This is a genomic window from Hamadaea tsunoensis DSM 44101, assembly GCF_000428945.1.
Lineage (GTDB): Bacteria > Actinomycetota > Actinomycetes > Mycobacteriales > Micromonosporaceae > Hamadaea > Hamadaea tsunoensis.
Genome location: NZ_AUAX01000036.1, coordinates 62,780 through 86,737 on the forward strand (window position 1 = coordinate 62,780; position 23,958 = coordinate 86,737).

The window sequence follows — 23,958 nt, forward strand, 5'->3', positions numbered from 1 at the left end:
TCGCCACGATTCCGGCATCCCCCGCGAGGGCGGCGGATCCCGCGAACGCGGCGCGCCCGACCAGAGATCTTGGTAGGCTCCGAGATCGGCACGTTTTCGCAGTTCAGAGGCGGGTAACCTGATCTGCATGACACATGGCAGACCGGGTGCCGGGGTGTTGGTCGTGACGACCGAGAGCATCCCCGGTCATCGGATCATCAATGTGATCGGCGAAGTCGTCGGGGTGTCACCGCACTCCAGCGTCGGCTTCCGGGAGGGCCTCAAGTCGCTGCGTACCGGTGCCAGCGCCCCGGCCGAAGTCAAGATCAAGATCATGTACCAGAGCCGGCGGGACGCGGTCGAGGACCTGATGCGCCGTGCCTTCGAGATGGGCGCGAACGCCATCATCGGCATGCGGTTCGATCACCGTCTGGTCAGCGAGACGTGGAACGAGGTCTGCGCGTACGGGACGGCGGTCTGGGCGGTGCCCTCGGCGGCCGGGCGCGTCAGCGGTGGTGTCGTCGCTGTGAGCGCTGCTGCGTCGGGCCGTGCGCTGCAGCCAGGCTGAACGCCGTAGCCACGATCTGCAGGTGCGTCAGCGCCTGCGGGAAGTTTCCCACCAGGCGCCCGCGCGCCACGTCGTACTCCTCGGAGAGCAGGCCCACGTCGTTGCGCAGGGCCAGCAGCCGTTCGAAGATGTCACGGCCGCGTTCCAGGTCTCCCCGCAGGATGTACGCGTCCGCGAGCCAGAACGCGCACGGCAGGAACGCTCCTTCGCCGGGCGGCAGGCCGTCGACGTCCTGGGCGGCGTCGTGCTGGCTGTAGCGCAGGACGAAGCCGTCGCGGACGAGTTCGCGCTCGATCGCGGCGATCGTGCCGAGGACGCGGGGGTCGTCGGGCGGCAGGAAGCCGACCGCGGGGATCAGTAACAGGGCGGCGTCGAGATCCTTGCCGCCGTAGTACTGGGTGAAGCTGTTCAGCTCGGTGTTGAAGCCCTTGGCGCAGACCTCGTCGAAGATCTGGTCGCGCAGGCGGCGCCAGCGCTCGACCGGACCGTCCAGGTGGGACCGTTCGACCGCGCGGATCGCGCGGTCGACGGCCACCCAGGCCATGACCTTCGAGTGGGTGAAGTCCCGGCGGGGGCCGCGTACCTCCCAGATGCCCTCGTCGGGGTCGTCCCAGTGCTTCTCGACGAACTCCATCAACTCCCGTTGCAGGTGCCACGCGTCGTCGGTGGGGGCGACACCGTGCTCGACCGCGTGGAACAGGGTGTCCATCAGCTCGCCGTAGATGTCGAGCTGGAACTGCTCCGACGCCGCGTTGCCGAGGCGTACGGGGGTGGAGTTCTCGTAGCCGGGCAGCCAGCCGACGGTCACCTCGCTCAGCCGCCGCTGGCCGTCGATGCCGTACATGATCTGCATCTGCTCCGGCCGGCCCGCCACCGCCCGCAGCAGCCACTCCCGCCACGCGAACGCCTCCTCGGTGTACCCGGCGTCCAGGAAGGCCAGCAGGGTGAAGGTCGCGTCGCGTACCCAGCAGAAGCGGTAGTCCCAGTTGCGTACGCCGCCCAACTGCTCGGGCAGGCTGGTCGTCGGGGCGGCCACGATGCCGCCGGTGGGCGCGTACGTGAGGGCCTTCAGGGTCAGCAGGGAGCGGACGACGGCCTCCCGGTACTCGCCCTCGTACGCGCACCGCGACGCCCACGCCCGCCAGTACGCGTCGGTCTCCTCGATCGCCTCGGCGAGGTCCTCGAACGGCAGGAAGCCGGTCCCGGCCGGTCCCCAGGCGAGGTGGAAGTCGACGGACTCCCCGGCCTCGACGACGAAGTCGGCCCGCATCAGGCCGGACTCGGCGATCTGCATCGGACCCGTGAGGTAGACCGTGCTCGGCCCGGCGATGGCGACCGAGACGCCCTCCTCCTGGCGCAGCCACGGCTCGGTACGCCCGAAGTCGAAGCGCAGCCGCAGTTCGGACTGCATGCGTACGCGGCCGGAGACGCCCTCGACGCGGCGGATCACGTCGACCGCGTTGCCGCCGATCGGCATGCAGTCGACGACCTTGACGACGCCGCCGTCGGTGTGGAACTCCGTCTCCAGGACGAGGCTGTCCGCGCGGTAGCGCTGGCTCGTCTTGCGGACACCGTGCGGCGCGACGAGCCAGCGTCCGTGCTTCGGGCGGCCCAGCAGGGCGGCGAAGCAGGCGTCGGAATCGAACCGCGGCAGGCACAGCCAGTCGATCGAGCCGTCCCGCCCGATCAGGGCGGCCGTACGCGTGTCGCCGATGAGGGCGTACTCCTCGAGAGGCAGTGCCATAAGGCAGTTCTACCCCAGACTACGCGGTAAGACGCGCCGTGACCCGCTCCTCGATCGCCCGCAGGTGGGGCTCGCGTACCGGCTGGATGTCGGCCTGCACCGAGCTCACGCCGTGCCGGGACAGCATCTCGGCCATCCGCGCCTGGAGCGTGACGGTACGCCCGGCGGGGTCCGTGGTCTGGTCGGCGTAGGTGAGCGCGTCGGCGACGGGGGAGCGCTCCTCGGTGAAGCCGGCGAGCGTGACCCCGTGCGCGGGAGCGGCGAACTTCGCCCCCGAGTGGTACGCGACCAGCGCGCACAACCGGGCCGGCCAGCCGTTGCGGCGGAGGTACCGGGCGCCGTCGAGCGCGTGGAAACCGGTCTCGTACGCGTCCGCGCCGTACCCGACGTCGTGCAGCCACGCGGCGGCGACCAGCAGGTCGCGGTCGGCTGGCGCGACGGTGGTACTCAGGTCCCGGGCCCGCCGCGCCACGCCGGCCGAGTGCCGGAGCCGGCCGGGCAGGTCGCGCAGCACCTCGGCGGCGAGCGCCGCGGCGGTCGCGGTCAGCGTCGCGGGCGTGGCGGCCGGTGCCGTGAGCGGGGACATGCTGCCAACGCTAGATCTCCCGCCCGCCGTTTCCGCAGGCGCTGAGCTGGAGTTCGCTGATCGTTCCACCACAGTTCACCCAACCCCCAGCCTCCCACCCGAGGGCGGGTAGCGTCGGCTCGTGATCGAGGTGGCGGGGTACGACGAGGCGTGGGCAGGGCAGTTCGCCGCCGAGCGGGAGCGGCTGGCGGCGGCCCTCGGGCCGTGGCTCGACAAGGCGGGGATCGAGCACATCGGGTCGACCTCCGTGCCGGGGCTGGCGGCCAAGCCGATCATCGACATCCTGTGCGGCGTACGCGACCTGGCGACGGCGGACGCCGCCCTCGGGCCCATGGCCGCCCTCGGGTACGCCCACGACGACCATCGGCCGGATGCGCTCTGGTTCCATCGGGACGTCGGCGGGGTGCGTACGCATCACGTGCACCTCACCGAGCCGGGCAGCCCGCTGTGGCGGGAGCGGCTGGCGTTCCGGGACGCCCTGCGCCGTGATCCCGGGCTCGCCGCGACGTACGCCGCGCTCAAGTCCGGCCTGGCCGCATCGGAGGTCGACGTTTCCGCGTACACCGAGGGGAAGCGCGACTTCGTGGTGAGCGTGCTGCGGGACGCGGGGATCGAGCTGCGACGGCGCTGATCCGCCCTTATGGTCGAGGGGTGGGTGGGATCGAGGTGGGGACCGCGTCGTGGACCGACAAGACCCTGCTCGCCTCGGGGTGGTACCCGGCGGACGCGAACACCCCGGAGAAGCGGCTGGCGTTCTACGCGGGGCAGTTCCCGCTGGTGGAGGTCGACTCGACGTACTACTCGCCCCCCGCGGAGGCGACCGTCCGGTTGTGGGCGGAGCGTACGCCGCCCGGCTTCACCTTCAACATCAAGGCTTTCAGCCTGCTGACCGGGCATCCGACCCGGGTGGCCGCGCTCTACAAGGATCTGCGGCCGGCGACGGACAAGAGCAACGTCTACCCGGACGACCTGCCGGACGCGACCCGTGACCAGGTGTGGGAGCGGTTCCTGTCCTCGCTCGGGCCGCTGGTCGAGGCGCAGAAGCTGGGCGCGATCCTGTTCCAGTTCCCGCCCTGGTTCACGATCCGCCGCTCGAACAAGCAGTACCTGCTGGAGGTGGCCCAGCGCTGCGATCCGCTGCCGGTCGCGATCGAGTTCCGGCACGAGTCCTGGTTCCATGAGGAGAACAAGGACGAGACGCTGGAGTTCCTGCGGGAGCACCGGCTGCCGATGGTGTGCGTGGACATGCCGCAGGGCCACAAGTCGTCGATCCCGCCGGTGCTGGCCGCGACCGCCGGACTGGCCGTGGTGCGCTTCCACGGTCACAGCGACAAGTGGACCAGCAAGGACATCCACGAGAAGTTCGGCTACCTCTACAGCGAGCGCGAGCTGAAGAACTGGGCGCCGAAGCTGCGGGAGCTGGCCGGGCAGGCCGAGCGTACGCACGTGCTCATGAACAACTGCCGGGACGACTTCGCCCAGCGCAACGCCCGTCAGCTCGTCGACCTGCTCGCGCCGTAGAGCCCGTCGATCATCCCGGCCAGGCTCGCCGCCAGCCGGTCGGCACCGATGCGGTCGGTCATCGCGATCACGTGCTCGGCGGCCAGCGCGGCCAGCAGCGTATGCGCGTCCGCCTCGGCGTCCTCGCGGTGCGCCAGCAGCAGTTTCACGTGCAGGTGCCAGAAGGCGTACGCCCCGATCCGGTAGCGGGCGCCCGGGGTGCCGGTCTCGGAGAGGCGTACCAGGTCGGCGTGCGCGCGTACGTAGTCCAGGTAGGCGGCCGCGAACGCGCGCAGCCGGGCGCGCGGTTCGGCGTCCGGGCCGAGGGGGGCCGGCCCGCGCAGGATCTTCTCCTGCAACTCCCGCTCCCGCTCGTCCAGCAGGGCCATGGCCAGCCCCGCCCGGTCGGTGAACCGCCGGAACAGCGTCCCCTTGCCGACCCCCGCGGCCGCGGCCACCGCGTCCATCGAGACGCCGTCGACGCCCTTCTCGCTGAACAGGCGCGCCGCGGCGGCCAGCACCGCGTTCCGGTTCCGGGCCGCGTCGGCGCGCTCCTTCACTTCCGGCGTACGCACAGCCAGCAGCTCTTGTTGTGGAAACGGACCGTGGTCCGGTACTGTCGACGGCATAAGCGGACTGTAGTCCACTACTGCGGTGAAGGGAAACACCGATGAAGCTTCTGCACATCTCCGCGTCGCCACGCGGGGCGGCGTCCGAGTCGCTGGCGATCGCCTCGACGCTGACCTCGGCATTCCTGGAAGCGCCCGGTCGATCCGGGGCGGACCGATCCGGGGCGGATCGCGAGGTCGAGCACTGGGATCTGTGGGACGGCACGCTGCCCGAGTTCGGGCCCGTCGCGGCGGCCGCCAAGATGGCGATCTTCGGCGGCGTGCCGCTCACGCCCGAGCAGACCGCCGTGTGGCAAGGGGTGCGCTCCGCGTACGAACGGTTCGTGGCGGCGGACGCGTACCTGTTCAGCGTTCCCATGTGGAATGCGGGCGTGCCCTACATCCTCAAGCAGTTCATCGACGTCGTGAGCCAGCCGGGCATGGTGTTCGACTTCGATCCGGAGATCGGCTACACCGGACTGGTCGAGGGCCGCAAGGCGGCGGTGGTCTACACGAGCGCCGTGTACGGGGAGGACCGCGGGCTCGCGTACGGCGCCGATTTCCAGACGGCGCCGTTCGCGGACTGGCTGCGCTGGGCCGGCGTCAAGGAGGTCGCGGAGGTACGCTTCCGCCCCAATCTGGTGACCCGACACGCGGACGCCGGCCGGGAAGCCGCTCATGCGCGGGCTGCCCGGATCGGTGCGGAGTTCTTCTAGAAGGCCGGTCAGGGTTCGTCGACGATGTGCATGGCGGACTCCTCGGCGCTCAGGCCTTCGACCTCGCCGGAGTCCTCCGCGTACGCCTCGGCCTCGGAGTCCTCGACGCCGTCGTCGCCCGGGTCGAACAGGCGCCCGGCCGGCGCGCCCGCCTCGCGCTGGTCGTAGTAGCTGGCCTCGCCGCGGGAGCGGGCCAGGTCGGGCTCCTCGTAACCGGCGTCGGTGAAGGTGCTCTGCGCGTCCGGGTCGAACTCCGCGAGCTCGGGGTCCTGCGCGCCGTCGTCGGGGATGAGGCCGGACTGCTGCTCGGCGTAGTAGTCGGCGTCCTGCTCGGCCGCCTCCTCGTCGGACAGTTCGGTGAGGTCGGCCTCCTCGTCGGGGCCGACCTCCTCCTCGGGCAGTTCGTAGGGGTCGTCGGCGGGCAGGGCGACGGACGGTTCGTCGAAACGCGGACGCCCGCCCCGGTCGTACGCCGACGACGTGTCGTCCGCGGTCTCGGGGATGCCCTCGTCCTCGGGGCTGGGCCCCGGCCAGCTCTCGCTCATCGTCCCGCCCTACCCGCGTCGGTGATCTCCGAAACGGCGGCGCCCCGGAGATCGAAGACGCCGCGGAGATCGAACAAGACTGACGTTACCGGGCGGGGGCCGGTTCGGTCCCGATTCCGGCCAGGAGGGCGTCCACCACGCCGCGGGCCCGCTCGGTGAGGCCGTGGCCGTCCGGCGTCGCCAGGCCGTGCTCGGACTCCAGCCGGCCGAGGATCGCGCCGGGCAGCAGCGTCACGCCGACGGCGGGCAGGGCCGTCACGGTGACGTTCGCGGTCGACAGGGCCACGGGGACGTCGCGTACGACGGCGGCGGGGTGCTGCCACCGGACGATGAGGTGGTTGCCGGGCCGGTCCAGCTCCTCGGGGGCGGCGGCGTCACCCTGGACGCCGAGCGGCCGGCCGAGCAGCGCCTGCACGTGGCTCTCCAGGCAGGCGGTCCGGCCCTGGCGCTGCTGAGCCCGGCTGAGCAGCCAGGACGAGCCCTGGATCCGCGGGTTCACCTCCAGCGCGGCGAGGTCGTGGCCCTCGACGGCGATGTCCACGCCGTACAGGCCCCGGTGGCCGCGGCCGCGCAGCCATTCGCCGATCACGGCGGCGTGCCGGTACGCCTGCGCCACCACCCCCGCCGGTACGCCGTCCGCGATGAATTCGCTGCCGCAGTAGCCGCCGAAGCCGAAGCCGAGTTCGGTGATCCCGCTGGCCTGGACGGACACGGGCAGCAGCTGCGTACCGTCGGCGTGCACGACGCCGGCCACGTTGATCGTGGTCTCGCCGCTGAACCGGGACGCCAGCCAGCCCTCGACGTGCGGCTGCCGGACGAGCGCGGCGTCCAGGTCGGCCGCTGCCCGGATCAGGTAGGTGCCCTGGCCGCCGGCGCCGTTGGGCGACTGGAGGACGAACGGCGTACCGAGGCGGCGCGAGATGGTGCCGAAGTCCACGTCGGCGGCCTTGAGCACCATCGCCTCCGGCACCGGTACGCCGAGCCGGTCGAGTTCGTGGCGTACGAAGATCTTGTCTTCGGCGATCGGTTCGACGATCCGGGTCGGGCTGGCCGCCAGGCTGACGTCGGCCGGCCAGGACGCGGCCGCGTTCTCCCAGGCACAGCTGGCGCGGGGCGGGATGAGCAGCAGCGGCCGGTCGTCGGCGGGTGCCTCGGCGAGCACCTTGGGGACGAAGTCGGCCAGCCGCGCGACGTCGCCGAAGCGCCACCGGCGCCGGACGCCGTCGAGCGCCTCCAGTGACAGTGAAGCCACCGGACCACCCGCGAGCTGCCGGTCGGCGTCGCCCGCGAGAACACAGATGCATGAAGCGTGCTCCGTGAGCGGAGCCATCATCCCGGGGTACGCGCTCGCGGTCACGAGGCGGTAGTCGTGTAGATCCCAACTCATGATCGGAACTGTGAGGCATCCGGACTCTGATGACCGGCATCGGCAGATGTATTAACAGCAAACGCAAGGTGAACATTAGATGAACGACCTACCCGGCACGGGGTCCGCCGAAGGTTCGCTTAATGTTTATGAGCATCAATGCCTAGTTCATCAGCGGTACGCCCAGAATCGCCATGCTCCGGCTCGAATCCGCTGATCATCCAGGACGGAGAGCTCCCATGGCACCACCTCTCAACCGGCGGCAGCTGCTCGGCGCGGCGGGCGTCACGGCCGGAACCGCGGCGGCGGCGACCCTGCCCGCGGTCGTCCGCGACCTGCTGGCCGCATCCTCCACAGTGGAGGCAGGTTCGGGCACCATCGCCGACGTCGAGCACGTCGTCGTCTTCATGCAGGAGAACCGGTCGTTCGACCACTACTTCGGTACGCTGAAAGGCGTACGCGGGTTCGGCGACCCGACGGCCGTCGCGCAGACCAACGGCAACTCCGTGTTCCAGCAGCCGTCCGGAACGGGGACCCGGCTGCCGTGGCGGATGAACACCACGACGACGAGCGGGGCCTGCGCGGCCGACCTCGACCACAGCTTCTCCGGCCTGCACACGGTGTGGAACGCGGGCAAGCACGACCAGTGGGTCAACCACATGGGCGCCGAGACGATGGGCTACTTCACCCGCGCGGACATGGGCTTCTACTATGCCCTGGCCGACGCGTTCACGGTGTGCGACAACAACTTCTGCTCGGTGATGGGCCCGACCAACCCGAACCGGCTCTACCTGTTCAGCGGCACGGCCAACGGCACGACCACCAACACCGTCCCGTCGGCCGGCTTCACCTGGACCACGTACGCCGAGCGCCTGCAGGCGGCCGGGATCACGTGGAAGGTGTACCAGGAGAACAACAACTACGACGACAACGCGTTGGCGTGGTTCAAGAACTTCAGGAGCGCCAAGGCCGGCCAGCCGCTCTACGACCGGGGCATGGTGAAGCAGAGCGACATGGTGGCCGCCTTCGGCAACGACATCGCCGCCGGTACGCTCCCGCAGGTCTCCTGGATCGTCGCGGCGGACTTCCTCTCCGAGCACCCCGCGTGGCCGCCCGCGAAGGGCCAGGACCTCTGCGCCCGGCTGCTGGCGAAGCTGGCCGCCAACCCCGCGGTGTGGGCGAAGACCGTCTTCATCCTCAACTACGACGAGAACGACGGCTTCTTCGACCACATGCCGCCGCCGGCCGCCCCGAACTCCACCAGCCAGGGACAGTCCACAGTGTCCACCACCGGCGAGTTCTCCGGCACGACGCCGATGGGGCTGGGGCATCGCGTACCGATGGTGATCGTGTCGCCGTTCTCGCGGGGCGGATTCGTCTGCTCCGAACTGTTCGACCACACCTCCGTCATCCGGTTCCTGGAGAAGCGGTTCGGCGTACAGGAGCCGAACATCAGCGCATGGCGGCGGGCGGTCTGCGGTGACCTCACCTCCGCGCTCGACTTCACCACCCCGAACACCGCGTGGCCGAGCCTGCCCGACACCAGCGGCTACCCCGCGCAGTCCGACACCCAGTGCTCCACGCTGCCCGCGCCTACCGCGCCGGCCACCCAGAGCCGGCCCACGCAGGAATCGGGTACGCGTCCCGCCCGTGCCCTGCCCTACACCCTGACCGCGTCCGGGCGGGTCGCGAGCGACAACTTCTGGATCGACTTCGCGAACACCGGCACGGCGGGAGCGCACTTCTACGTCTACGCGAACAAGTACCGCACCGACGGACCCTGGCGGTACACGGTCGAGGCGGGCAAGACGCTGTCGGACTACTGGCAGGCCGGTACGCCGACCGGCGCGTACGACCTGAACGTCCACAGCCCCAACGGTTTCCTGCGCCGGTTCGCGGGCAACCGGGTGACCGCGACGACGGCGGGCAACGCGAATCCGGAAGTGACGCTGCGCTACTCGACGGCCGAGGGAAGGGTCTACCTGACGATGAAGAACAGCGGCGGCGCGGCGTGCACGGTCACGATCACCGCCAACCGCTACCGGACCGACGGCCCGTGGACCTACTCCGTCGGCGCGGGCGCGACGGTCGAGGACTACTGGACGGTCACCGGCGCGAACAACTGGTACGACCTGACCGCGACGGCGAACACCACCGACGGCTTCGTACGCCGATTCGCCGGCCACCTGGAGACCGGCGCGGCGAGCACCTCGGATCCGTCGCTGGGCGCCACCACGACCACGCCGGGCGCCCTGCCCGCGACGGTGAGGTACTACGACAGCCAGGAGACGCAGGGCGAGAACGGTGCGGCGGTCAACGCGGTCGACGGCTCTTCCTCGACGATCTGGCACACCCAGTGGTACGCCGCCACCGCCGCCCTGCCGCACGAGATCCAGCTCGACCTCGGCGCGTCGAAGACGGTGACCGGACTGGGCTACACGCCCCGGCAGGACGGCGGTGCGAACGGCCGCGTCGGGCAGTACGAGATCTACCTGTCGGCGGACGGCAGCACGTGGGGCACGGCCGTCGCCACGGGCACGTTCCCGGACTCGGCCGCCGCCCAGCAGGTCACGTGGACCGGCCGGACCGCCCGCTACGTACGCCTCCGGGCGCTCACCGAGGCGGGCGGCCGCGGCCAGTGGACGTCGGCGGCCGAGGTCACCGCGCTCGGTTACTGATCCTGTCGCGCGCCTGGCAGGGGTGAGACCGCATCGCGCCCCTGCCAGGTGCAGATGCAGACCTCGTTGCCCTCGGGGTCGGCGTAGACCCAGAAGAGGGGAGCTTCGTCGCCGTAGACCAGCGTGCCCCCGGCCGCCTCGATCGCGGCCATCCGCTCGGCGGCCTCGTCGTGCGGCACGTTGATGTCGAAATGGATCCGGTTGCGCTGCGGGCGTGGCGCGTCCATCTGCTGGAACCAGACCGGCGGACCCTGTCCGAACGGATCGGCGAGCGACCCGTCCCCGGCCGGATGCGGCACATACGCGAGCGCCGCCGCCCAGAACGGCCGCACCGCCTCGATGTCCAGCGCGTCGATCGCGATCTCCAACTCCTGCACGCCCCGGGGATCGCCCACGCCTTCGGTCGTGAGCCCGAGCCGGGCGAGGGCGGTCGTGATCCGCGCGGCCGCCTCGGTCTCGGCGGTGGTCACACCCACGGCCCAGTCGCCCAAGGTGATCAATGCCCGATCGGCGCGCAGGTCGATCCCGAGCACCGTGGGCCCGGCGGCCTCGATGGCCACCGGAGCCGCGGCGGCGGCTTCGGCCAGGGACTTCACCGGCACGGCCGTATGAAGGCGGCCCAGCATGTACCGCCACCCGATGCCGGCCACCGCGTCCGAGGCGGCCCGCCTGCTCAGAACATCCGTCATGCCGCCATCCTGCCCGGCCGGTCTGACAGATCCGGTTCACCCCAGATCTTGAAGATCACAAAACCCGCGAGAAAGTAGCCACCGAGAGAGTTTCGTCAACCGAAAAGACGATCCCATGTGACAGTCGGTCCTGTCGTGGACGCGTTCGGCCGGACCCCCTCCTGACCCGGCAGGTCGATGGTGGCCGCGCCGCGGTGGTGTCACGATCGAGGAGCACGTGAACACCGACGCGGCGGGAGGCTGGTGATCATCATGGCGGCAACGAGGTTCGGCGCACTGGCGGCCAAGGTGAAGGGCTGGCTGCGCAAGGCCGGCGCGGACGACACGCAGTGGATGAGTGCCCCGGGCACCGTGATCTCGCAGACCGAACCTCACCGGTCGGCGGAGAAGCAGCTGCACCTGCGCGTGCAGTTCGCCACGATCAAGGGGCAGATCGTCGTCTTCGAGGACGACGTCGACCGCGAGCAGCTCGGCCACGACCGCTCGGTACGCGTCATGTACGACCCGGCGACGCCGTCCGACGCCCGGGTGCTCACCCGGCCGTTGAGCTCGTCGCGTCGCTGACCGCCCGGTCGACCAGGGCCGCCAGCGTGGTCAGCGGCACGGCCCCGTTGCCCAGCACCACGTCGTGGTACGCCTTCAGGTCGAAGCCCGGACCGAGGGCGGCCGCCATCCGGTCGCGCAGCTGCTCGATGCGTACCTTGCCGACCATGTAGGCCAGGGCCTGTCCGGGGCACGCGATGTAGCGGTCGACCTCGTTGGTGACGTTGCGGGTCGACAGGGCCGTGTTGTCGAGCATGTAGTCGATCGCCCGCTGCCGGGACCAGCCGAACGCGTGGATGCCCGTGTCGACCACCAGCCGGCAGGCCCGCCAGGCGTCGAACGAGACCATGCCGAGCCGTGACTCCTCGCTCGTGTAGAGGCCCATGCGGTCGGCGAGGCGCTCCGCGTACAGGCCCCAGCCCTCGCCGTGGGCGGTCACGTAGCCGAGCCGGCGGTAGTCGGGCACCCCGGTCAGCCGCTGCGCGGCGGCGATCTGCAGGTGGTGGCCGGGCACGCTCTCGTGGAACGCCAGCGCCTCGTACTCGAACCGGGTCCGGGCCGTCGGGTGGCTCGTGTTGATCACGTGTGCGCCCGCCCGCCGGCCGTCCGCGGAGGGCGGCTGGTAGTAGCCGAGCACCGAGTTCTCGGCCTCGGCCGCGTCCATGACGCGTACCTCGCAGGGGGCGGTGTCGTAGTCGCGGAACCAGTCCGGCACCGACGCCTCCGCGCGCCGCAGCGCCGTCGTCACCGCCTCGACGATCTCCTCGCCGGTCGCGAACCGCAGCGCCGGATCGTTGCGCAGCCGCTGCAGCACCTCGTCGGTGTCGGTCGTGCCGAGCACCCGCCCGCCCAGCTCCGCGAACTCCTCGCGGAGCTGTGCGACAAGGCGTACACCCATGGTGTGGATCTCTTCGGGGCCCAAGTCCGTGGTGGTGTGCGCGCGGACCTCGGCGAGGTAGCCCGCGTCGCCCGCGGGCACGTGGCAGACCCCGGCCTCGTCCTCGCCGCGGCCCGCCGGCAGCAGGTGCGCGGCGAGCAGCCCGCGGTAGCGGCGCAGAGCGGGCCGGACCACCGTCGTGACGAGTTCCTCCGCGCCGCTCACGGCGACCATCGGGTCGCTCTTCAGATCACTGCGGAGGTACGCGTCGATCTGCGCGACGGCCTGCGTCACGCCGAGGGCGGTGGGGGTGCGGCCGTCGGCGAGCGCGTCGAGGTGGCGCTGCCCGCGCCGGTCGAGGTACTCGCCGAGCCCGCCGAGCCGCCGCAGGTACGCGGCGTCGGCCTCGGGTGTCCCCAGTGGAGCGGCGGGCAGCGTGCCGACGAGCAGCGGTACGACGCCGGCGATGGAGGCGCTGACGGCGATCTCGGACAGGCCGGAGGCGAGCTGGCCGATCTCGCCGGCGAGCGTCCCGGACAGCACGCTGTGATCCACGCGGTCGCCGTCGCCGAGCGTGGCCGGGTCGATCGCGGCGAGTTCGGCGGCGAGGCCCTCGAAGGTCGCCCGCAACCGGTCGTCGGCGGCCCGGCTCGGATCCGGGACCTGGTCATCGTACCCGGCCACGCCGAACACGGTCGCGCCGAAGGGGTCGGCCTCGTTGCGCGCGCGGAAGTACGCCTCACCCAGCGCGGTGACGCGGGTGCTCTCAGTGCTCTCCATGAAGAGTGAGCCTATAGAGGTTTAGGAGGATCTCTGTAGTGCCGTTTTCTAGGGTGCGGCCCATGCATCGTGCTTCTCTCGCCGCCCTGCTCGTGCTGGGTGTGGCCGGGGCTCTCGTCGCCGACGTTCCGGCGTACGCGAACCGGGTCAACGCCACCTGCGCGAACACGACGGCCGACGCGGCCACCATCCAGTCGGCGATCACCTCCTCGGCCGCCGGGGACGAGATCGTCATCAAGGGCCCCTGCCTGCTCAACGCCACCGTCAAGCTGCTCGACGACCGGACCTACCGGGGCGACGGCACGGCGACGACCCTCAAGCAGGCCAACGGCGCGAACCTCGCGGCCATGCTCGCCTCGGAGTCCTGGGTGGACAACGACACGTGGGTGTCGGCCGGCGTACGCGTCGAGCGGCTCACCCTCGACGGCAACCGCGCCAACAACACCGGCACCGTGCCGCTGATGCTGCGTACCTGGGACAGCCGGGTCTACGACGTGCGGGTCTTCAACGCACCGAGCGACGGCATCCGGGTCTCCTCGCTCTCCAAGAACGGCACGCACCTGACCAACACGATGGTCAACTCGATCATCAGCGACGTCTACATCGAGGGCACCGGCGGCGCGGGCGTACGCGTCGTGGACCCGGACAACTACGTCACCGACTGGGTACTCGAACGCAGCTGGATCTCGGGCGTCGGCACGAGCGGCGTCGACCTCGACAACTCGGCCGGCTGGCAGGTACGCGATCTGCACATCTACGGCGTACCGGTGCACGCGATCAATGCGAACCGCTGCTACAACACCGGCATCCACGACAACTACATCGAGGACTACGGTGCGCAGGGCACCGCCGGCTCGACCTACTTCGGCATCCGCTGCGTCCTGCAGGGCGACGTGCCGAGCACGATCGCGGGCAACAAGGTCAACCAGCTCGGGACGCTGCCGTCGACCGGGAACTTCGTCGGCATCGGCCTCGACGGCGTGAACTACTCGACCGGCTACGCGTCCGTCACGGGCAACGCGGTCGTCGGCACGAGCACGACCCGGGAGACCGGCCTCGCGTACGCCAAGGGCAGCGGAACGGCGCTCGTGGTGACGTCGACGGGCAACCTGGTGGCCCGCGTCGGCACCGCCCGCTCCGTCGGCACCGGCGTCACAGTCACCGCAGGGCAGTGACCCTACTCAATGGGTATCCGGTAGAGGAGTTCGTAGCGGCCGGCGTCGAGCACGATGTCGGCCGTCTCCACCGGTACGCCCGCCGCGAAGTAGGTCCGCCGGATCACGAGCACGTATCCGCCCCGCTGCGGCAGTTCCAGCCCGGCGAGCTCCGTCTCGTCCGCCGCCCGCCACGTGACGCGCTCCTCGGCGTCGTCCACGCGTACGCCGATGTGGTCCATCCGCGCGACGACGCCGACGGCCGCGCCCTCCTCGGGACGCTCGACGGAGGTGCCCCGGGTGACGGCCAGCGGTTCCCACGAGGTGGCCAGCTGCACGGGATGGCCGTCGGCGAGATAGCGGTAGCGCGTACGCATCACCGGATCGCCGGGTTCGATCGCGAGCCGGGCCGCCACCTCCTCGGTCGCGGCCTCCTCGGCGCTGTCGGACTCCCAGCCGCCCTGCTGCCCGCCCGCGGCCGCGTCCCGCGCGAACGGCGAAGCGCTGCCCGACTCTGTACGCTGCTGCCGGCCGTTCGATCGGCGTACCAGGCGGCGGGCGTCGCGTACGTAGACGCCGGAACCCGACCGCCCCTCGATCAGCCCCTCGCGGGCCAGGATCGCGAGCGCGTTGCGGACGATCGTGCTGGAGACCGCGTACCGCTCCATGAGCCGGGCGAGCGAGGGCAGCCGGTCGGCGGCGCGCAGCTGCCCGGAGACGATTTTCGCGCGGAGGTCGGAGGCGATACGCAGGTACGCGGGGAGTTCGGACATGGATGGCCGTCCCTTCCGGCGGGGACTTTCCATTGGAGCATCGAGCGGATCTTATGCACAAGGTTTCTTGTCAGGCTCTAACCTTGTGCATAGGCTCCAGCCAAAGAGGAGGGCGGTCATGGCCGAACGTTGCCAGTGCTTCCACGACGGCCGTTTCAGCTGGTACCAGTGCCCGCGCGAAATGAGCGGGGTACGGACGGCGGACGGCCGGTCGGTGTGTGCCGAGTGCCAGCGCTGCGACATCAGCCGGTTGCCCGATCATCAACTGGCCCTGGACGCCGTCGCCCACCCGTGACCCCCGGGCGGGCTGATCGACCGCCGGGGCGCTGGTTCGGCTACTAGGTTGAGAACATGGACGTCTCGATCGTGCCCATGGACCTCGACCACCTGCGCCAGGTACGCGACCTCGGCCTGCGGGTCTTCGACGTCACCGTCAAGCCCTACACCTCCTGGTCGCTGACGACGATCGCCGAACACCTCGACAGCGTCGACCAGCCCGGCATCGCGTCGGCCTGCTGGGTCGCGCTCGACGGGGACACCGTCGTCGGCTTCGTGCTCGGCTCCATGACGTTCGAACTGCGCGACGACTGGGCGTACCTGGAGTGGATCGCCGTCTCGCCCGACCACCAGGGCCAGGGCATCGCCCGCCGGCTCGTCGAAGCCTGCTGCACAGCGCTCTTCGCCGTCGGCGCGACCCGCGTCGTCACCGACGTCGAGGCCTCGAACACGGCCTCGGCGACCCTCATGACCCGCAGCGGCTTCACTCCCGCCGCCACGGTCACCCTCTTCGTCCGCCCCAACCCCGATGCCCCGGAAGACGACAGGTCCGCGGCGGGTGTGTCCTCCTCACGTCGGTCGCTCGTCCGCTCCGGCCGCCTCGTCGGCGACAATCTCCCAAGATCATTTTAAGGGCGCTTTGTCCAGGGCCCGTCGATCTCACCTCCGCTCCTCCCGCGGGAGACCGTTCCGCCCGACGATCTTGCGCGAATGCCTCGAATTTCGTCCGGAATGCTGGAAATGCCCGGACATTCGCGCAAGATCGCCGGACGCATCGACGATCAGGACCGCCGCCCGATCCCGGTCCCGCCCGACCTCGGTCCCGCCCGACCTCGGCCCGGGTCAGCCTTTGTCGCGACTGTCCGATATGGGTGCTGGGTGGTGGGCCGGAGGGGTGATCGTTTACGGCTCAGGTGTAAAGCAGCCACCGATCGCATGATCGTTTACGGTTCTAGAGCACGCTGCCCGCCCTCAGCTACACCTGACGCGTAAACGATCATGCAGATCGGGCCGGATTTACACCCCACCCGTCATCGATCAAGAAATCGGCGACCCCGGTCCACCTGCCGGAAGATCCTTCCCGCATCACAGGAGGTGGTCGATGATCAAGCAGCTTGAGCGTGATCCACAGCGGTAGAGATGTCAAACCCGCCCTCGCCCAAGATTCACAGCGCCCCACATGTAGCAGACCGCCCCCTACCTACATCCCAGCCGTAGTGGATCGAGGGAACAGGCCCGAAAACTACATCCCAGCCGCAAACGATCACCAGCGAGCCGGCCCACCCAACCCCGTACCGGACAGTCACGACAAAGCCCGGGGTGGGCCGACCACGGCCGCGGCATGACCGCGGCCCGAGTCCGACGATCTTGCACGAATGTCCGGGCAATTCGGGTACACCGGACGAAATTCGAGACATTCGCGCAAGATCGTCGGAAAGCTGGGCGTACAAGTCGGACAGTCGTGACAAAGGCAAGAGGGCGGGGGCGGTCTCCGAGCGGGGAGCGGAGGTAAGGCTGGCGAACCCGGACAAAGTGAACCCGAACTTGATCTTGATGTTCGGGCACCGGTCACCCGGATGCTAGCCTCGGAACCCCCATCGGAGGCTGCCGTGAGCGAACCCCAGTACACCCCCGTCGGCTCGGTCTCCGAGGTCGAGTCCGGAGTCTTGCAGCGCAAGAAGAGCTGGCGCGACCGGCTCGGCAAGATCGGCGGCGGGACCGCCGTGGCCGGTGCGGGCGCGGCGAAGTTCGGCGGTACGGCGTGGGCGCTGCTGAAGGGTGCCTGGTTCCTGGTCCACTTCAAGACCGCGTTGACCATGCTGCTCTCCGTCGGCCTGTACGCGGTCTTCTTCGGCTGGTGGTACGCGGTCGGCTTCGTGCTGTTGATTTTCGTGCACGAGATGGGGCACGTGATCGTGCTCAGGCTGCAGGGCGTGAAGGCGAGCGCGCCGATGTTCATCCCGTTCTTCGGGGCGTTCGTGAAGATCGAGGGGCCGCAGCGTTCGGTGGCGCAGGAGGCGTCGTCCGCGCTGGCCGGGCCGATCTTCGGGGCGCTCGGTGCCGCCGCCGTGTACGCCGCCGCGCAGGCCGGAGGTCCGCACGCGCTGCTGTTCCAGGCGCTGGCGTACGCGGGATTCTTCCTGAACCTGTTCAACCTGTTCCCGGCGCTGCCGCTGGACGGCGGGCGGGTGGCCGGTGCGCTGCATCCGGCGGTGTGGATCGCGGGCATGGCGGGCGCGGTGGTCTACATGATCCTGTGGCCGACCCCGGTGCTGCTGTTCGTCCTCGTCTTCGGCGGCATGGAGACCTACCGCCGGTGGAAGGACCGCAAGGCGGGGCGTACGGGGCCGTACTTCGACCTGCCGCCGACGACCCGATGGGCGATCGGCGCCGCGTACGCGGCCACGGCGGCCTTCTGCTTCTACGGCATCCACCTGACGTACATAGCCCACCTGGGCTGACGTCCCACGCGGCCGGGCCACCTCGCATCACTGACGATCCCGTTTGGATCAGGGAAATCGCCCGAATCATGGGCCATGATTACGTGCGAATCCCTGATCCAAACGGGATCAAGACCTAGCCAAACGGGATCAAGACCTAGCCAAACGGGATGAAGCCCTTATCGGCTACGGGTAGTCGACGATGGTCGAGGTGCCGTAGGAGCCGATGACCGGCGTACCGGCATCGTTGATGGTCTTCTCGATGCCGCCGGAGCCGTTGAGGAACACCGTGATCAGATCGTGGAACTTGACGTTCGCGCTCTGCGGGGCCTCGACGGCGTGCGCCTCACGGATGTCGACGCCCTGGTTGAAGTACGCGTAGACGCCCATGCCCCACGCCTCGTGGCTGCGTACCCACGGTGCGACGAGGTAGGAGGCGTATCCGGTGGCGGTCGGGCTGTTCCACGCCGCCTGGGACGGCGGGTCGTAGGGCAGCTCGCTCTGGTAGAAGATCGTCTTGCCGCGCTCGCCGGTCCAGATGGTCTGGTACTTCTGGTAGTGCTCGACGAACAGCCCGTACGCCGTCACGTCGTTGCCCGTGACCACGACGCCGGTGTCCGCCTCGTTGACGTTCCAGCCCACGCCGTTGCCGTGGTCGGCCCGCCAGGCCCAGATGTTGTCGATGAGCGTGTCGTCGCTGTTCACGACCAGGCTCGTCAGCGCCTTGCCGGCCCAGGGGCCGCCGACGCGGATGAAGACGTCCTGCAGCGAGATCGGGTCCGCCGAGTGATCGCGGTGGATCAGCGGGTACCCGACCTGGACGAGCGCCGGGGACTTCTTGGCGCCCGCGTCGACCACCACGCCGGCCACGCGTACGCCGTCGATGTCCTCGACCTGGAGGGCGAGGTTGCCGTTGTCGGGCGCGAGGCTCGGCATGCCGAGACCGAGGACGACCGTGTCGGAGTGCATGACGTGGATCGGCTTGTCCAGGTGGTACACGCCCGGCGTGAGGATCAGGTTCTTCTTGTGCGCGAGGGCGACGTTGATCGTCTGCGCGCTGTCGGTCGGCTTCGCGATGAAGAAGTCCGAGATCGGCAGCGACGAGCCGGCCTCGGGCTGGCCCGAGTCCCAGGTCACGCCGGAGGCGTTGGTCCGCAGCGACGGGACGAAGACGCGGTACTTGCCGTCACCGTCGACGTAGAGGTAGGGCTTCTCGCGTACCACCGGGCTGGTGGCGAGCGTGGTGTAGGGCGGGTTCGGGAAACCCTGCGTGGGCACGGCCCCTGTCACGCCCGAGAACACCTGGTTCCACACCCCGTTGGTCCAGATGTCGCCCAGGTGGCTGTCCCGCGTCAGCCACTGCTGCTGCGAACCGTTGATCGTGATCGCGTCCACCTTGGAGTCCGCGATGAAACCGCCGCTGGAGTAGCCTCCGCCGCCCGGTTCCAGCCACAGGATCCCCTTGATGTGTACGCGACGCATCGGCGACGCCTGCGACACCGCCCACTGGTCGGACCAGTCGGTCGGGGTCACGGCCAGGTTCTCGGCCGAACGCCAGAAGTTGGTCAGCGCCGAGATCCCCGACGGGGAGTTCGGGTCCGCCTGGCCGACGACGCGTACCGCGCCGTGAATGTCGACGTCGTCGGGGTTGGAGCCGAGCCCCGCGACGGTCGTGTAGTAGCCGAGGTTGGCGTTCACCTCGTAGTGCCCCGGCTTGAACAGCACCGCGTACCGGTCGGTGCCCATCTCGTTGTGCTGCTGCTTCGTGAACAGCTCGTCGAGCTTCGCCTGGATCGTCGCCGCGGGCGTCGACGGGTCGTAGACGAAGACGTTGGGACCGAAGTCCGGGGCGCCGCCCGAGGCCTGCGCGGCCGCCGGTACGCCGGCCAGGCCGGCCGAGGCCAGGGCCAGGGCCGCCGCGGTGGCGGAAACGCGTCGCAGTGAGCGGTGGGCGCGCGCGCTCTCGCGTCCGCCCGGTTCTCTGTTGGTGCGCATTGACCTGCCTATTCGAGGACGGTCGGCGTACGCGCAGGTCCGGCTGAGAGAGCGCTCTCTCGACCGGGCCGACTTGATTTACGCCGTGAAGGAAGGGGTCGTCTGTTTCTACATCGTCGATGGACTTCGCGCCAGTAGCCGATTCGGGTGGTGTCTTGGCCCGGCCTCGCCGACCCGGCTGGGCAAAAGCCACATAGGGCGGATGTCGCGCACATACGCTGGGCTGGTGCGGTCCGACCGAGGGCGGGTGATGCGGTGAGCGGTCCCGTGCTGCCGCGGATCGCCCGGCTCCTGGCGCCCTACAAGGGTTCGCTGATCCTGGTCGCCCTGGCCGTCGTCGTCGCGGCCGCGCTCACCTCGGTCGCGCCGTTCCTCACCAAGGCGGTCTTCGACAAGGCCCTCTTCCCGCCCGGCGGACCCGATCTCACCCTGCTCACCTGGCTCACGCTCGGCCTGATCGCGATCCCGCTGCTGGCCGCGCTGATCGGCATCGGCCAGAACTACCTCACCAGCAAGGTCGGCAACTCGGCCATGGCCGACCTGCGCGGCAACCTCTTCGAGCACCTGCAGAGGATGGAGCTCGCGTTCTTCACCGCCACCAAGACCGGCGCCATCCAGTCGCGCCTCGCCAACGACGTCAACGGCGTACGCACGGTGCTGACGAGTACGGCGACCACGATCCTGTCCAACGTGGTGACCGTCGGGGCGGCCCTGGTCTCGATGATCCTGCTGTCCTGGCAGCTGACGATCATCACCCTGATCCTGATGCCCCTCTTCGTCCTCGTCCAGGTACGCGTCGGCCGCCGCCGGCAGCGCCTGGCCCGCAAGACGCAGGAGTCGCTGTCGGAGATGACGGCGATCACCGAGGAATCGCTGTCGGTGTCGGGCATCCTGCTCGCCAAGGTGTTCAACCGCGCGGATCTCGAAAGCCGGCGCTACCGGCGCGAGAATCGGCGGCAGACCCGGTTGCAGGTCAAGGCGACCATGACCGGGCAGACCTTCTTCGCCTTGGTCAGCACGTTCTTCGCGATCACCCCGGCGATCATCTACTTCGTGGCCGGCCGGATGCTCGGCAACGGCGCCGCCCTCACCGCCGGTACGCTCGTCGCGTTCACCACCCTCCAGGCCCGGCTGCAAGGGCCGCTCATGCAGCTGATGAGGGTGTCGCTGGACGTGCAGACCTCGCTGGCGCTGTTCCGGCGGATCTTCGAGTACCTCGATCTCGTCCCGGCCGTCCAGGACCGGCCCGACGCCCGCCCGCTGCCGGCGGCGGACCTGCGCGGCGAGGTGACGTGTGGTTCCGGTACCCGCCGCCGCGGGAACTGTCCGAGCCGGCCGGCCGGGGACGCTTCAACACCGGCCGGGCCGCCTCCGCCCCGCTCCTGGACACGGGCCCCGACCGCGGCCTGCCCGCGGATGCCGTCACCCCGCCGGCCACCCCGATCCAAGATCCCGCTGGGATCAGGGATTCCTCCCGAATCATGGACCAAGATTCGGGTGATGTCCCTGATCCCAACGCGATCAGCGCGGGCGCGGGCGCGGCGGGGGAAGCTGGGGACGCGGTGGGCGAGTTGGGCGCGGCGCTGGCGGAGAGCGTCGCGGTCAGTGGCCGGTGGGCGTTGCGCGGGCTGAACATGCGGGTCGCGCCCGGCCAGTTCGCCGCGATCGTCGGCCCGTCGGGCTCCGGCAAGACCACCACCACCTACCTGATCCCGCGCTTCTACGACGTCACGCTCGGCGCCTGCACCATCGACGGCATCGACGTCCGCGACATCACCATGAGCTCCCTCGCCGACCACGTCGGCATGGTCACCCAGGAGCCCTATCTCTTCCACGGCACCATCCGGGACAACATCGCGTACGCGCGGCCGGAGGCTTCGGCGGAGGAGATCGAGCAGGCCGCCCGGGACGCGAACATCCACGATCGGATCATGAGCTTCGAGGCCGGCTACGACACGATCACCGGCGAACGCGGCTACCGGCTCTCGGGCGGCGAGAAGCAGCGGCTGGCGATCGCGCGCGTACTGCTGAAGAATCCGCGCATCCTCATCCTCGACGAGGCGACGTCCGCATTGGACACCGAGACCGAGCGGCTCGTGCAGGAGGCGCTGGAGCGGGCGACGCAGAACCGGACCACGATCGCCATCGCCCACCGGCTGTCCACGATCCAGAGCGCCGACGTCATCTTCGCTCTGGAGGACGGCGCGCTCGTCGAGCACGGTACGCACGACGAACTGCTCGCGACCCGCGGCCTGTACTGGCGGCTGTACACCGAGCAGTTCGGCGCCGGTGCGGTCGAGGGGAAGTTCGCGGACGGCGTGGTGTTCACCGACGGCACGGTCCTCTGCGATCACGGCCCGCACGTCCACTCCGACGTCGCGGTCTGACGACGTCGCCGTCCGACGGCAGCCGGGCGGCCGGGCATGACGGGGCCGGCTGGGCATGACGGGGCGACTCGGCAGTCGGAGGCGGCTGGGCATGACGGGGCGCCCGGGAGCCGGTACCGTCCCCGGTCATGGGGCGGAAGTGGACCATCGTGGCCGTCTGGCTGCTACGCGCGGCCGCGGTGCTGTACGTCGTCGACATCGTCGCCGTGCTGGCCGGAGCGGCCGAATTCCCCGGGCGGCTGCGGCAGGTGCTGCTCGACGCCGGGCTGACCGTCGACATCGTCAACGCGTCGGGGCGGTTCGCGAGCAACCTGCCCTACACCGCCGCGGTCATCGGCGCGATCGCCGCGGCGGCCCTACTGGTCAGCGCCCGCCTCCTGGCCGGGGACGGCTCCGGCGGCAGGATCGTGGCCCTGTGCGTCTCGGGCGGCCTCCTGCTGCTCGGCCTCTATGCCGCCCTGATCGGCCGCCCGCCGGTGCCCTCGCAGCTCATCGGCTTCTCGGCGATCGCGAGCGGCCGCGAGCCCTTCGTCCGGGCGCTGTCCGACATCTACCCCGGCGGCTACCGGATTCTCGGGAACGCGTGCGGGATGCTCGCGATGATCTGCTTGATCGTGGCGGTCGTGCTCATCACCGGCGATCTGCGTACGCCGGCCCCGGCGCCGGAGACCGGGCGGCCGGGAGGGCACTGATGGGCGACCGCCAGGCCGGTCGCCCATCAGCCGAGGAGTCTCACTGCGCCTGTGCCAGGGAGGCGCAGCCCTCCTCACCGGGTAGCAGCGGCCGGAAGGTGACGTTCCAGCGCTTACCACCGGACTCCCATGGTGTCATCTGATTGGCCTGAGCGGCGGCGTCCAGGACTGCCTTCGCGTCGGCGCCGGTCACGGCTACGCAACGGACCGGGCCGTCGCCCACGACGGCACCCGGCAGGGCCGGGCCCGGCCAGGTCATCTCCTTCTGCTGGGGCAGCTGCCCGTCGGCGTTGTACTCGAAACCGATCGCGGCCACCCCGTCGGCCGTGTAGGGCTTCGGCTGCAGGTGTACGCCGAGCGTCGCGTCCAGATCGGTGAGGTCGGCGAGCAGGCCCTTGAACTTCTCCCGGGCGGCCCGCTGGTCGGCGGTCAGTCCGTTGTCCTGAGCCTCCTGCAGCGCGTACACCTCGGTGGTCTGCGTGCCGTTGGCGGTGAGGACCGTGAACCTGGTGCTGGTCGCATCGGCGATGCCGGGCCGGCCGAAGTCCGTCTTCTTGCCGACCCCGGCGGCGACGGCCCGGTCGACCAGCTTGGCCACGTCGCCCGGGGTGATCTGGGAGATCTGGATGTTGGGCAGGGCGGGACCCGGATAGATCGCCGGGACGGGGCCTTCGTTGAAGACGCGGCCGTCGCCGTAGATCGCGAGCAGCGGCAGCCGGGTGAGCGTGACGCCCGGCCCCACGAACCCACCCGTGTACGCGACACGGATGGCGACCTGATCGGCGGCGAGATCGGGGGCGGGGGTGTCGCCGGGGGTGGAGCTCGTGGCCTGTGCGCACCCGGCGGCCAGCAGGAGAAGCGCGCCGCCGAGCAGGGCCAGGCGCGGACGGAAACCGGTCATGCGGGGTCGGACGCACAGGCCTCCGGTTCGGTTCCCCCCGACCTCCGACAGGGCGTAGGCGGCCGCAGGTCACCATGATCGCGTTTGGATCACGGAAATCACCGTAATCATGGCCCAAGATTCGGGTGATTTCCGTGATCCAAACGCGATCATGGGCCGG

General features: G+C 70.1%; 23 protein-coding genes. 13 read left to right on the forward strand and 10 right to left on the reverse strand.

The window, feature by feature from the left end; all coding sequences use genetic code 11:
* Positions 1-127 precede the first annotated feature (127 nt).
* A complete protein-coding gene (locus G401_RS50475; RefSeq protein WP_084557959.1) occupies positions 128-547 on the forward strand; it encodes a heavy metal-binding domain-containing protein in 420 nt (139 codons plus the stop codon).
* Here the strand turns inward: G401_RS50475 and G401_RS0134870 are convergent.
* The gene (locus G401_RS0134870; RefSeq protein ID WP_027346143.1) at positions 486-2,291 is read right to left on the reverse strand and encodes a glycoside hydrolase family 15 protein; all 1,806 of its coding nucleotides are present in this window, start codon (positions 2,289-2,291) and stop codon (positions 486-488) included. The two genes, G401_RS50475 and G401_RS0134870, sit on opposite strands and share 62 nt — an antisense overlap.
* 19 nt (positions 2,292-2,310) lie before the next feature.
* Positions 2,311-2,877 carry an HD domain-containing protein gene (locus G401_RS0134875; protein WP_051367593.1) on the reverse strand — a complete coding sequence of 189 codons (567 nt, stop codon included), beginning with the start codon at positions 2,875-2,877 and terminating at the stop codon, positions 2,311-2,313.
* Positions 2,878-2,998: 121 nt separating this feature from the next.
* Here G401_RS0134875 and G401_RS0134880 point away from each other — a divergent pair, with 121 nt between their 5' ends.
* Together G401_RS0134880 and G401_RS0134885 are read left to right on the forward strand one after the other, a co-directional pair.
* Entirely contained in the window at positions 2,999-3,508 is a 510-nt protein-coding gene (locus G401_RS0134880) for a GrpB family protein (protein ID WP_027346145.1), read from the forward strand.
* Between the two features lie 20 nt (positions 3,509-3,528).
* The gene (locus G401_RS0134885) at positions 3,529-4,398 is read left to right on the forward strand and encodes a DUF72 domain-containing protein (protein WP_027346146.1); all 870 of its coding nucleotides are present in this window, start codon (positions 3,529-3,531) and stop codon (positions 4,396-4,398) included.
* Here the strand turns inward: G401_RS0134885 and G401_RS0134890 are convergent.
* A complete protein-coding gene (locus tag G401_RS0134890) occupies positions 4,371-5,006 on the reverse strand; it encodes a TetR/AcrR family transcriptional regulator (RefSeq protein WP_051367595.1) in 636 nt (211 codons plus the stop codon). The two genes, G401_RS0134885 and G401_RS0134890, sit on opposite strands and share 28 nt — an antisense overlap.
* Positions 5,007-5,047: 41 nt before the next feature.
* Here G401_RS0134890 and G401_RS0134895 point away from each other — a divergent pair, with 41 nt between their 5' ends.
* Positions 5,048-5,701 carry an FMN-dependent NADH-azoreductase gene (locus G401_RS0134895; RefSeq protein ID WP_027346148.1) on the forward strand — a complete coding sequence of 218 codons (654 nt, stop codon included), beginning with the start codon at positions 5,048-5,050 and terminating at the stop codon, positions 5,699-5,701.
* 8 nt (positions 5,702-5,709) lie between these two features.
* Here G401_RS0134895 and G401_RS0134900 read toward each other — a convergent pair whose 3' ends face one another.
* Together G401_RS0134900 and G401_RS0134905 are read right to left on the reverse strand one after the other, a co-directional pair.
* Positions 5,710-6,246: a DUF5709 domain-containing protein gene (locus tag G401_RS0134900; RefSeq protein WP_027346149.1), complete on the reverse strand. Its 537-nt coding sequence runs from the start codon at positions 6,244-6,246 to the stop codon at positions 5,710-5,712.
* Between the two features lie 85 nt (positions 6,247-6,331).
* The gene (locus tag G401_RS0134905; protein WP_084557960.1) at positions 6,332-7,633 is read right to left on the reverse strand and encodes an ATP-grasp domain-containing protein; all 1,302 of its coding nucleotides are present in this window, start codon (positions 7,631-7,633) and stop codon (positions 6,332-6,334) included.
* 218 nt (positions 7,634-7,851) lie between these two features.
* Between G401_RS0134905 and G401_RS0134910 the strand changes: the two genes are divergently transcribed.
* On the forward strand, positions 7,852-10,290 hold the full coding sequence (locus G401_RS0134910) for a phosphocholine-specific phospholipase C (protein WP_034594025.1): 2,439 nt from the start codon (positions 7,852-7,854) through the stop codon (positions 10,288-10,290).
* Here the strand turns inward: G401_RS0134910 and G401_RS50480 are convergent.
* Complete coding sequence (locus tag G401_RS50480; protein ID WP_051367596.1) at positions 10,284-10,979, reverse strand: VOC family protein; 696 nt, start codon at positions 10,977-10,979, stop codon at positions 10,284-10,286. The genes G401_RS0134910 and G401_RS50480 overlap by 7 nt on opposite strands.
* Positions 10,980-11,231: 252 nt before the next feature.
* Here G401_RS50480 and G401_RS0134920 point away from each other — a divergent pair, with 252 nt between their 5' ends.
* Positions 11,232-11,543: a DUF3592 domain-containing protein gene (locus tag G401_RS0134920; RefSeq protein WP_169734287.1), complete on the forward strand. Its 312-nt coding sequence runs from the start codon at positions 11,232-11,234 to the stop codon at positions 11,541-11,543.
* On the opposite strand, the gene G401_RS50485 is transcribed toward G401_RS0134920, so the two are convergent.
* Complete coding sequence (locus tag G401_RS50485) at positions 11,512-13,179, reverse strand: DUF885 domain-containing protein (protein ID WP_051367597.1); 1,668 nt, start codon at positions 13,177-13,179, stop codon at positions 11,512-11,514. The two genes, G401_RS0134920 and G401_RS50485, sit on opposite strands and share 32 nt — an antisense overlap.
* 62 nt (positions 13,180-13,241) lie before the next feature.
* On the opposite strand from G401_RS50485, the gene G401_RS0134930 reads away from it, so the two are divergent.
* Positions 13,242-14,354 carry a hypothetical protein gene (locus G401_RS0134930; RefSeq protein WP_051367600.1) on the forward strand — a complete coding sequence of 371 codons (1,113 nt, stop codon included), beginning with the start codon at positions 13,242-13,244 and terminating at the stop codon, positions 14,352-14,354.
* 2 nt (positions 14,355-14,356) lie between these two features.
* Here the strand turns inward: G401_RS0134930 and G401_RS0134935 are convergent, their stop codons facing one another.
* The gene (locus G401_RS0134935; protein ID WP_027346154.1) at positions 14,357-15,106 is read right to left on the reverse strand and encodes a GntR family transcriptional regulator; all 750 of its coding nucleotides are present in this window, start codon (positions 15,104-15,106) and stop codon (positions 14,357-14,359) included.
* A gap of 118 nt (positions 15,107-15,224) precedes the next feature.
* Here G401_RS0134935 and G401_RS56400 point away from each other — a divergent pair, with 118 nt between their 5' ends.
* The 3 genes from G401_RS56400 (at position 15,225) to G401_RS50495 (ending at position 17,844) form a co-directional block, all read left to right on the forward strand.
* The gene (locus G401_RS56400) at positions 15,225-15,401 is read left to right on the forward strand and encodes a hypothetical protein (protein ID WP_157546698.1); all 177 of its coding nucleotides are present in this window, start codon (positions 15,225-15,227) and stop codon (positions 15,399-15,401) included.
* Positions 15,402-15,457: 56 nt separating this feature from the next.
* Positions 15,458-16,015, forward strand: a complete 558-nt coding sequence (locus G401_RS50490; protein ID WP_034594026.1) for a GNAT family N-acetyltransferase — start codon at positions 15,458-15,460, stop codon at positions 16,013-16,015.
* Between the two features lie 977 nt (positions 16,016-16,992).
* Positions 16,993-17,844, forward strand: a complete 852-nt coding sequence (locus G401_RS50495) for a metalloprotease (RefSeq protein WP_051367601.1) — start codon at positions 16,993-16,995, stop codon at positions 17,842-17,844.
* A 165-nt stretch (positions 17,845-18,009) separates the two neighbouring features.
* Here G401_RS50495 and G401_RS50500 read toward each other — a convergent pair whose 3' ends face one another.
* On the reverse strand, positions 18,010-19,818 hold the full coding sequence (locus G401_RS50500) for a hypothetical protein (RefSeq protein ID WP_051367603.1): 1,809 nt from the start codon (positions 19,816-19,818) through the stop codon (positions 18,010-18,012).
* 255 nt (positions 19,819-20,073) lie between these two features.
* Here G401_RS50500 and G401_RS58045 point away from each other — a divergent pair, with 255 nt between their 5' ends.
* The 3 genes from G401_RS58045 to G401_RS53705 all read left to right on the forward strand — a co-directional run bounded on the left by G401_RS58045 (position 20,074) and on the right by G401_RS53705 (position 22,897).
* Positions 20,074-21,450 carry an ABC transporter ATP-binding protein gene (locus G401_RS58045; protein ID WP_245601975.1) on the forward strand — a complete coding sequence of 459 codons (1,377 nt, stop codon included), beginning with the start codon at positions 20,074-20,076 and terminating at the stop codon, positions 21,448-21,450.
* Entirely contained in the window at positions 21,381-22,205 is an 825-nt protein-coding gene (locus tag G401_RS57340) for an ABC transporter ATP-binding protein (RefSeq protein ID WP_034594027.1), read from the forward strand. The genes G401_RS58045 and G401_RS57340 overlap by 70 nt, the downstream gene beginning before the upstream one ends.
* A 128-nt stretch (positions 22,206-22,333) precedes the next feature.
* Positions 22,334-22,897, forward strand: coding sequence for a hypothetical protein (locus G401_RS53705; protein ID WP_027346155.1), 564 nt, complete (start codon positions 22,334-22,336; stop codon positions 22,895-22,897).
* A 40-nt stretch (positions 22,898-22,937) separates the two neighbouring features.
* Here G401_RS53705 and G401_RS50520 read toward each other — a convergent pair whose 3' ends face one another.
* Positions 22,938-23,798 (reverse strand): hypothetical protein, encoded by an 861-nt coding sequence (locus G401_RS50520; protein WP_034594029.1) that lies wholly within the window; start codon positions 23,796-23,798, stop codon positions 22,938-22,940.
* Positions 23,799-23,958: the final 160 nt, after the last annotated feature.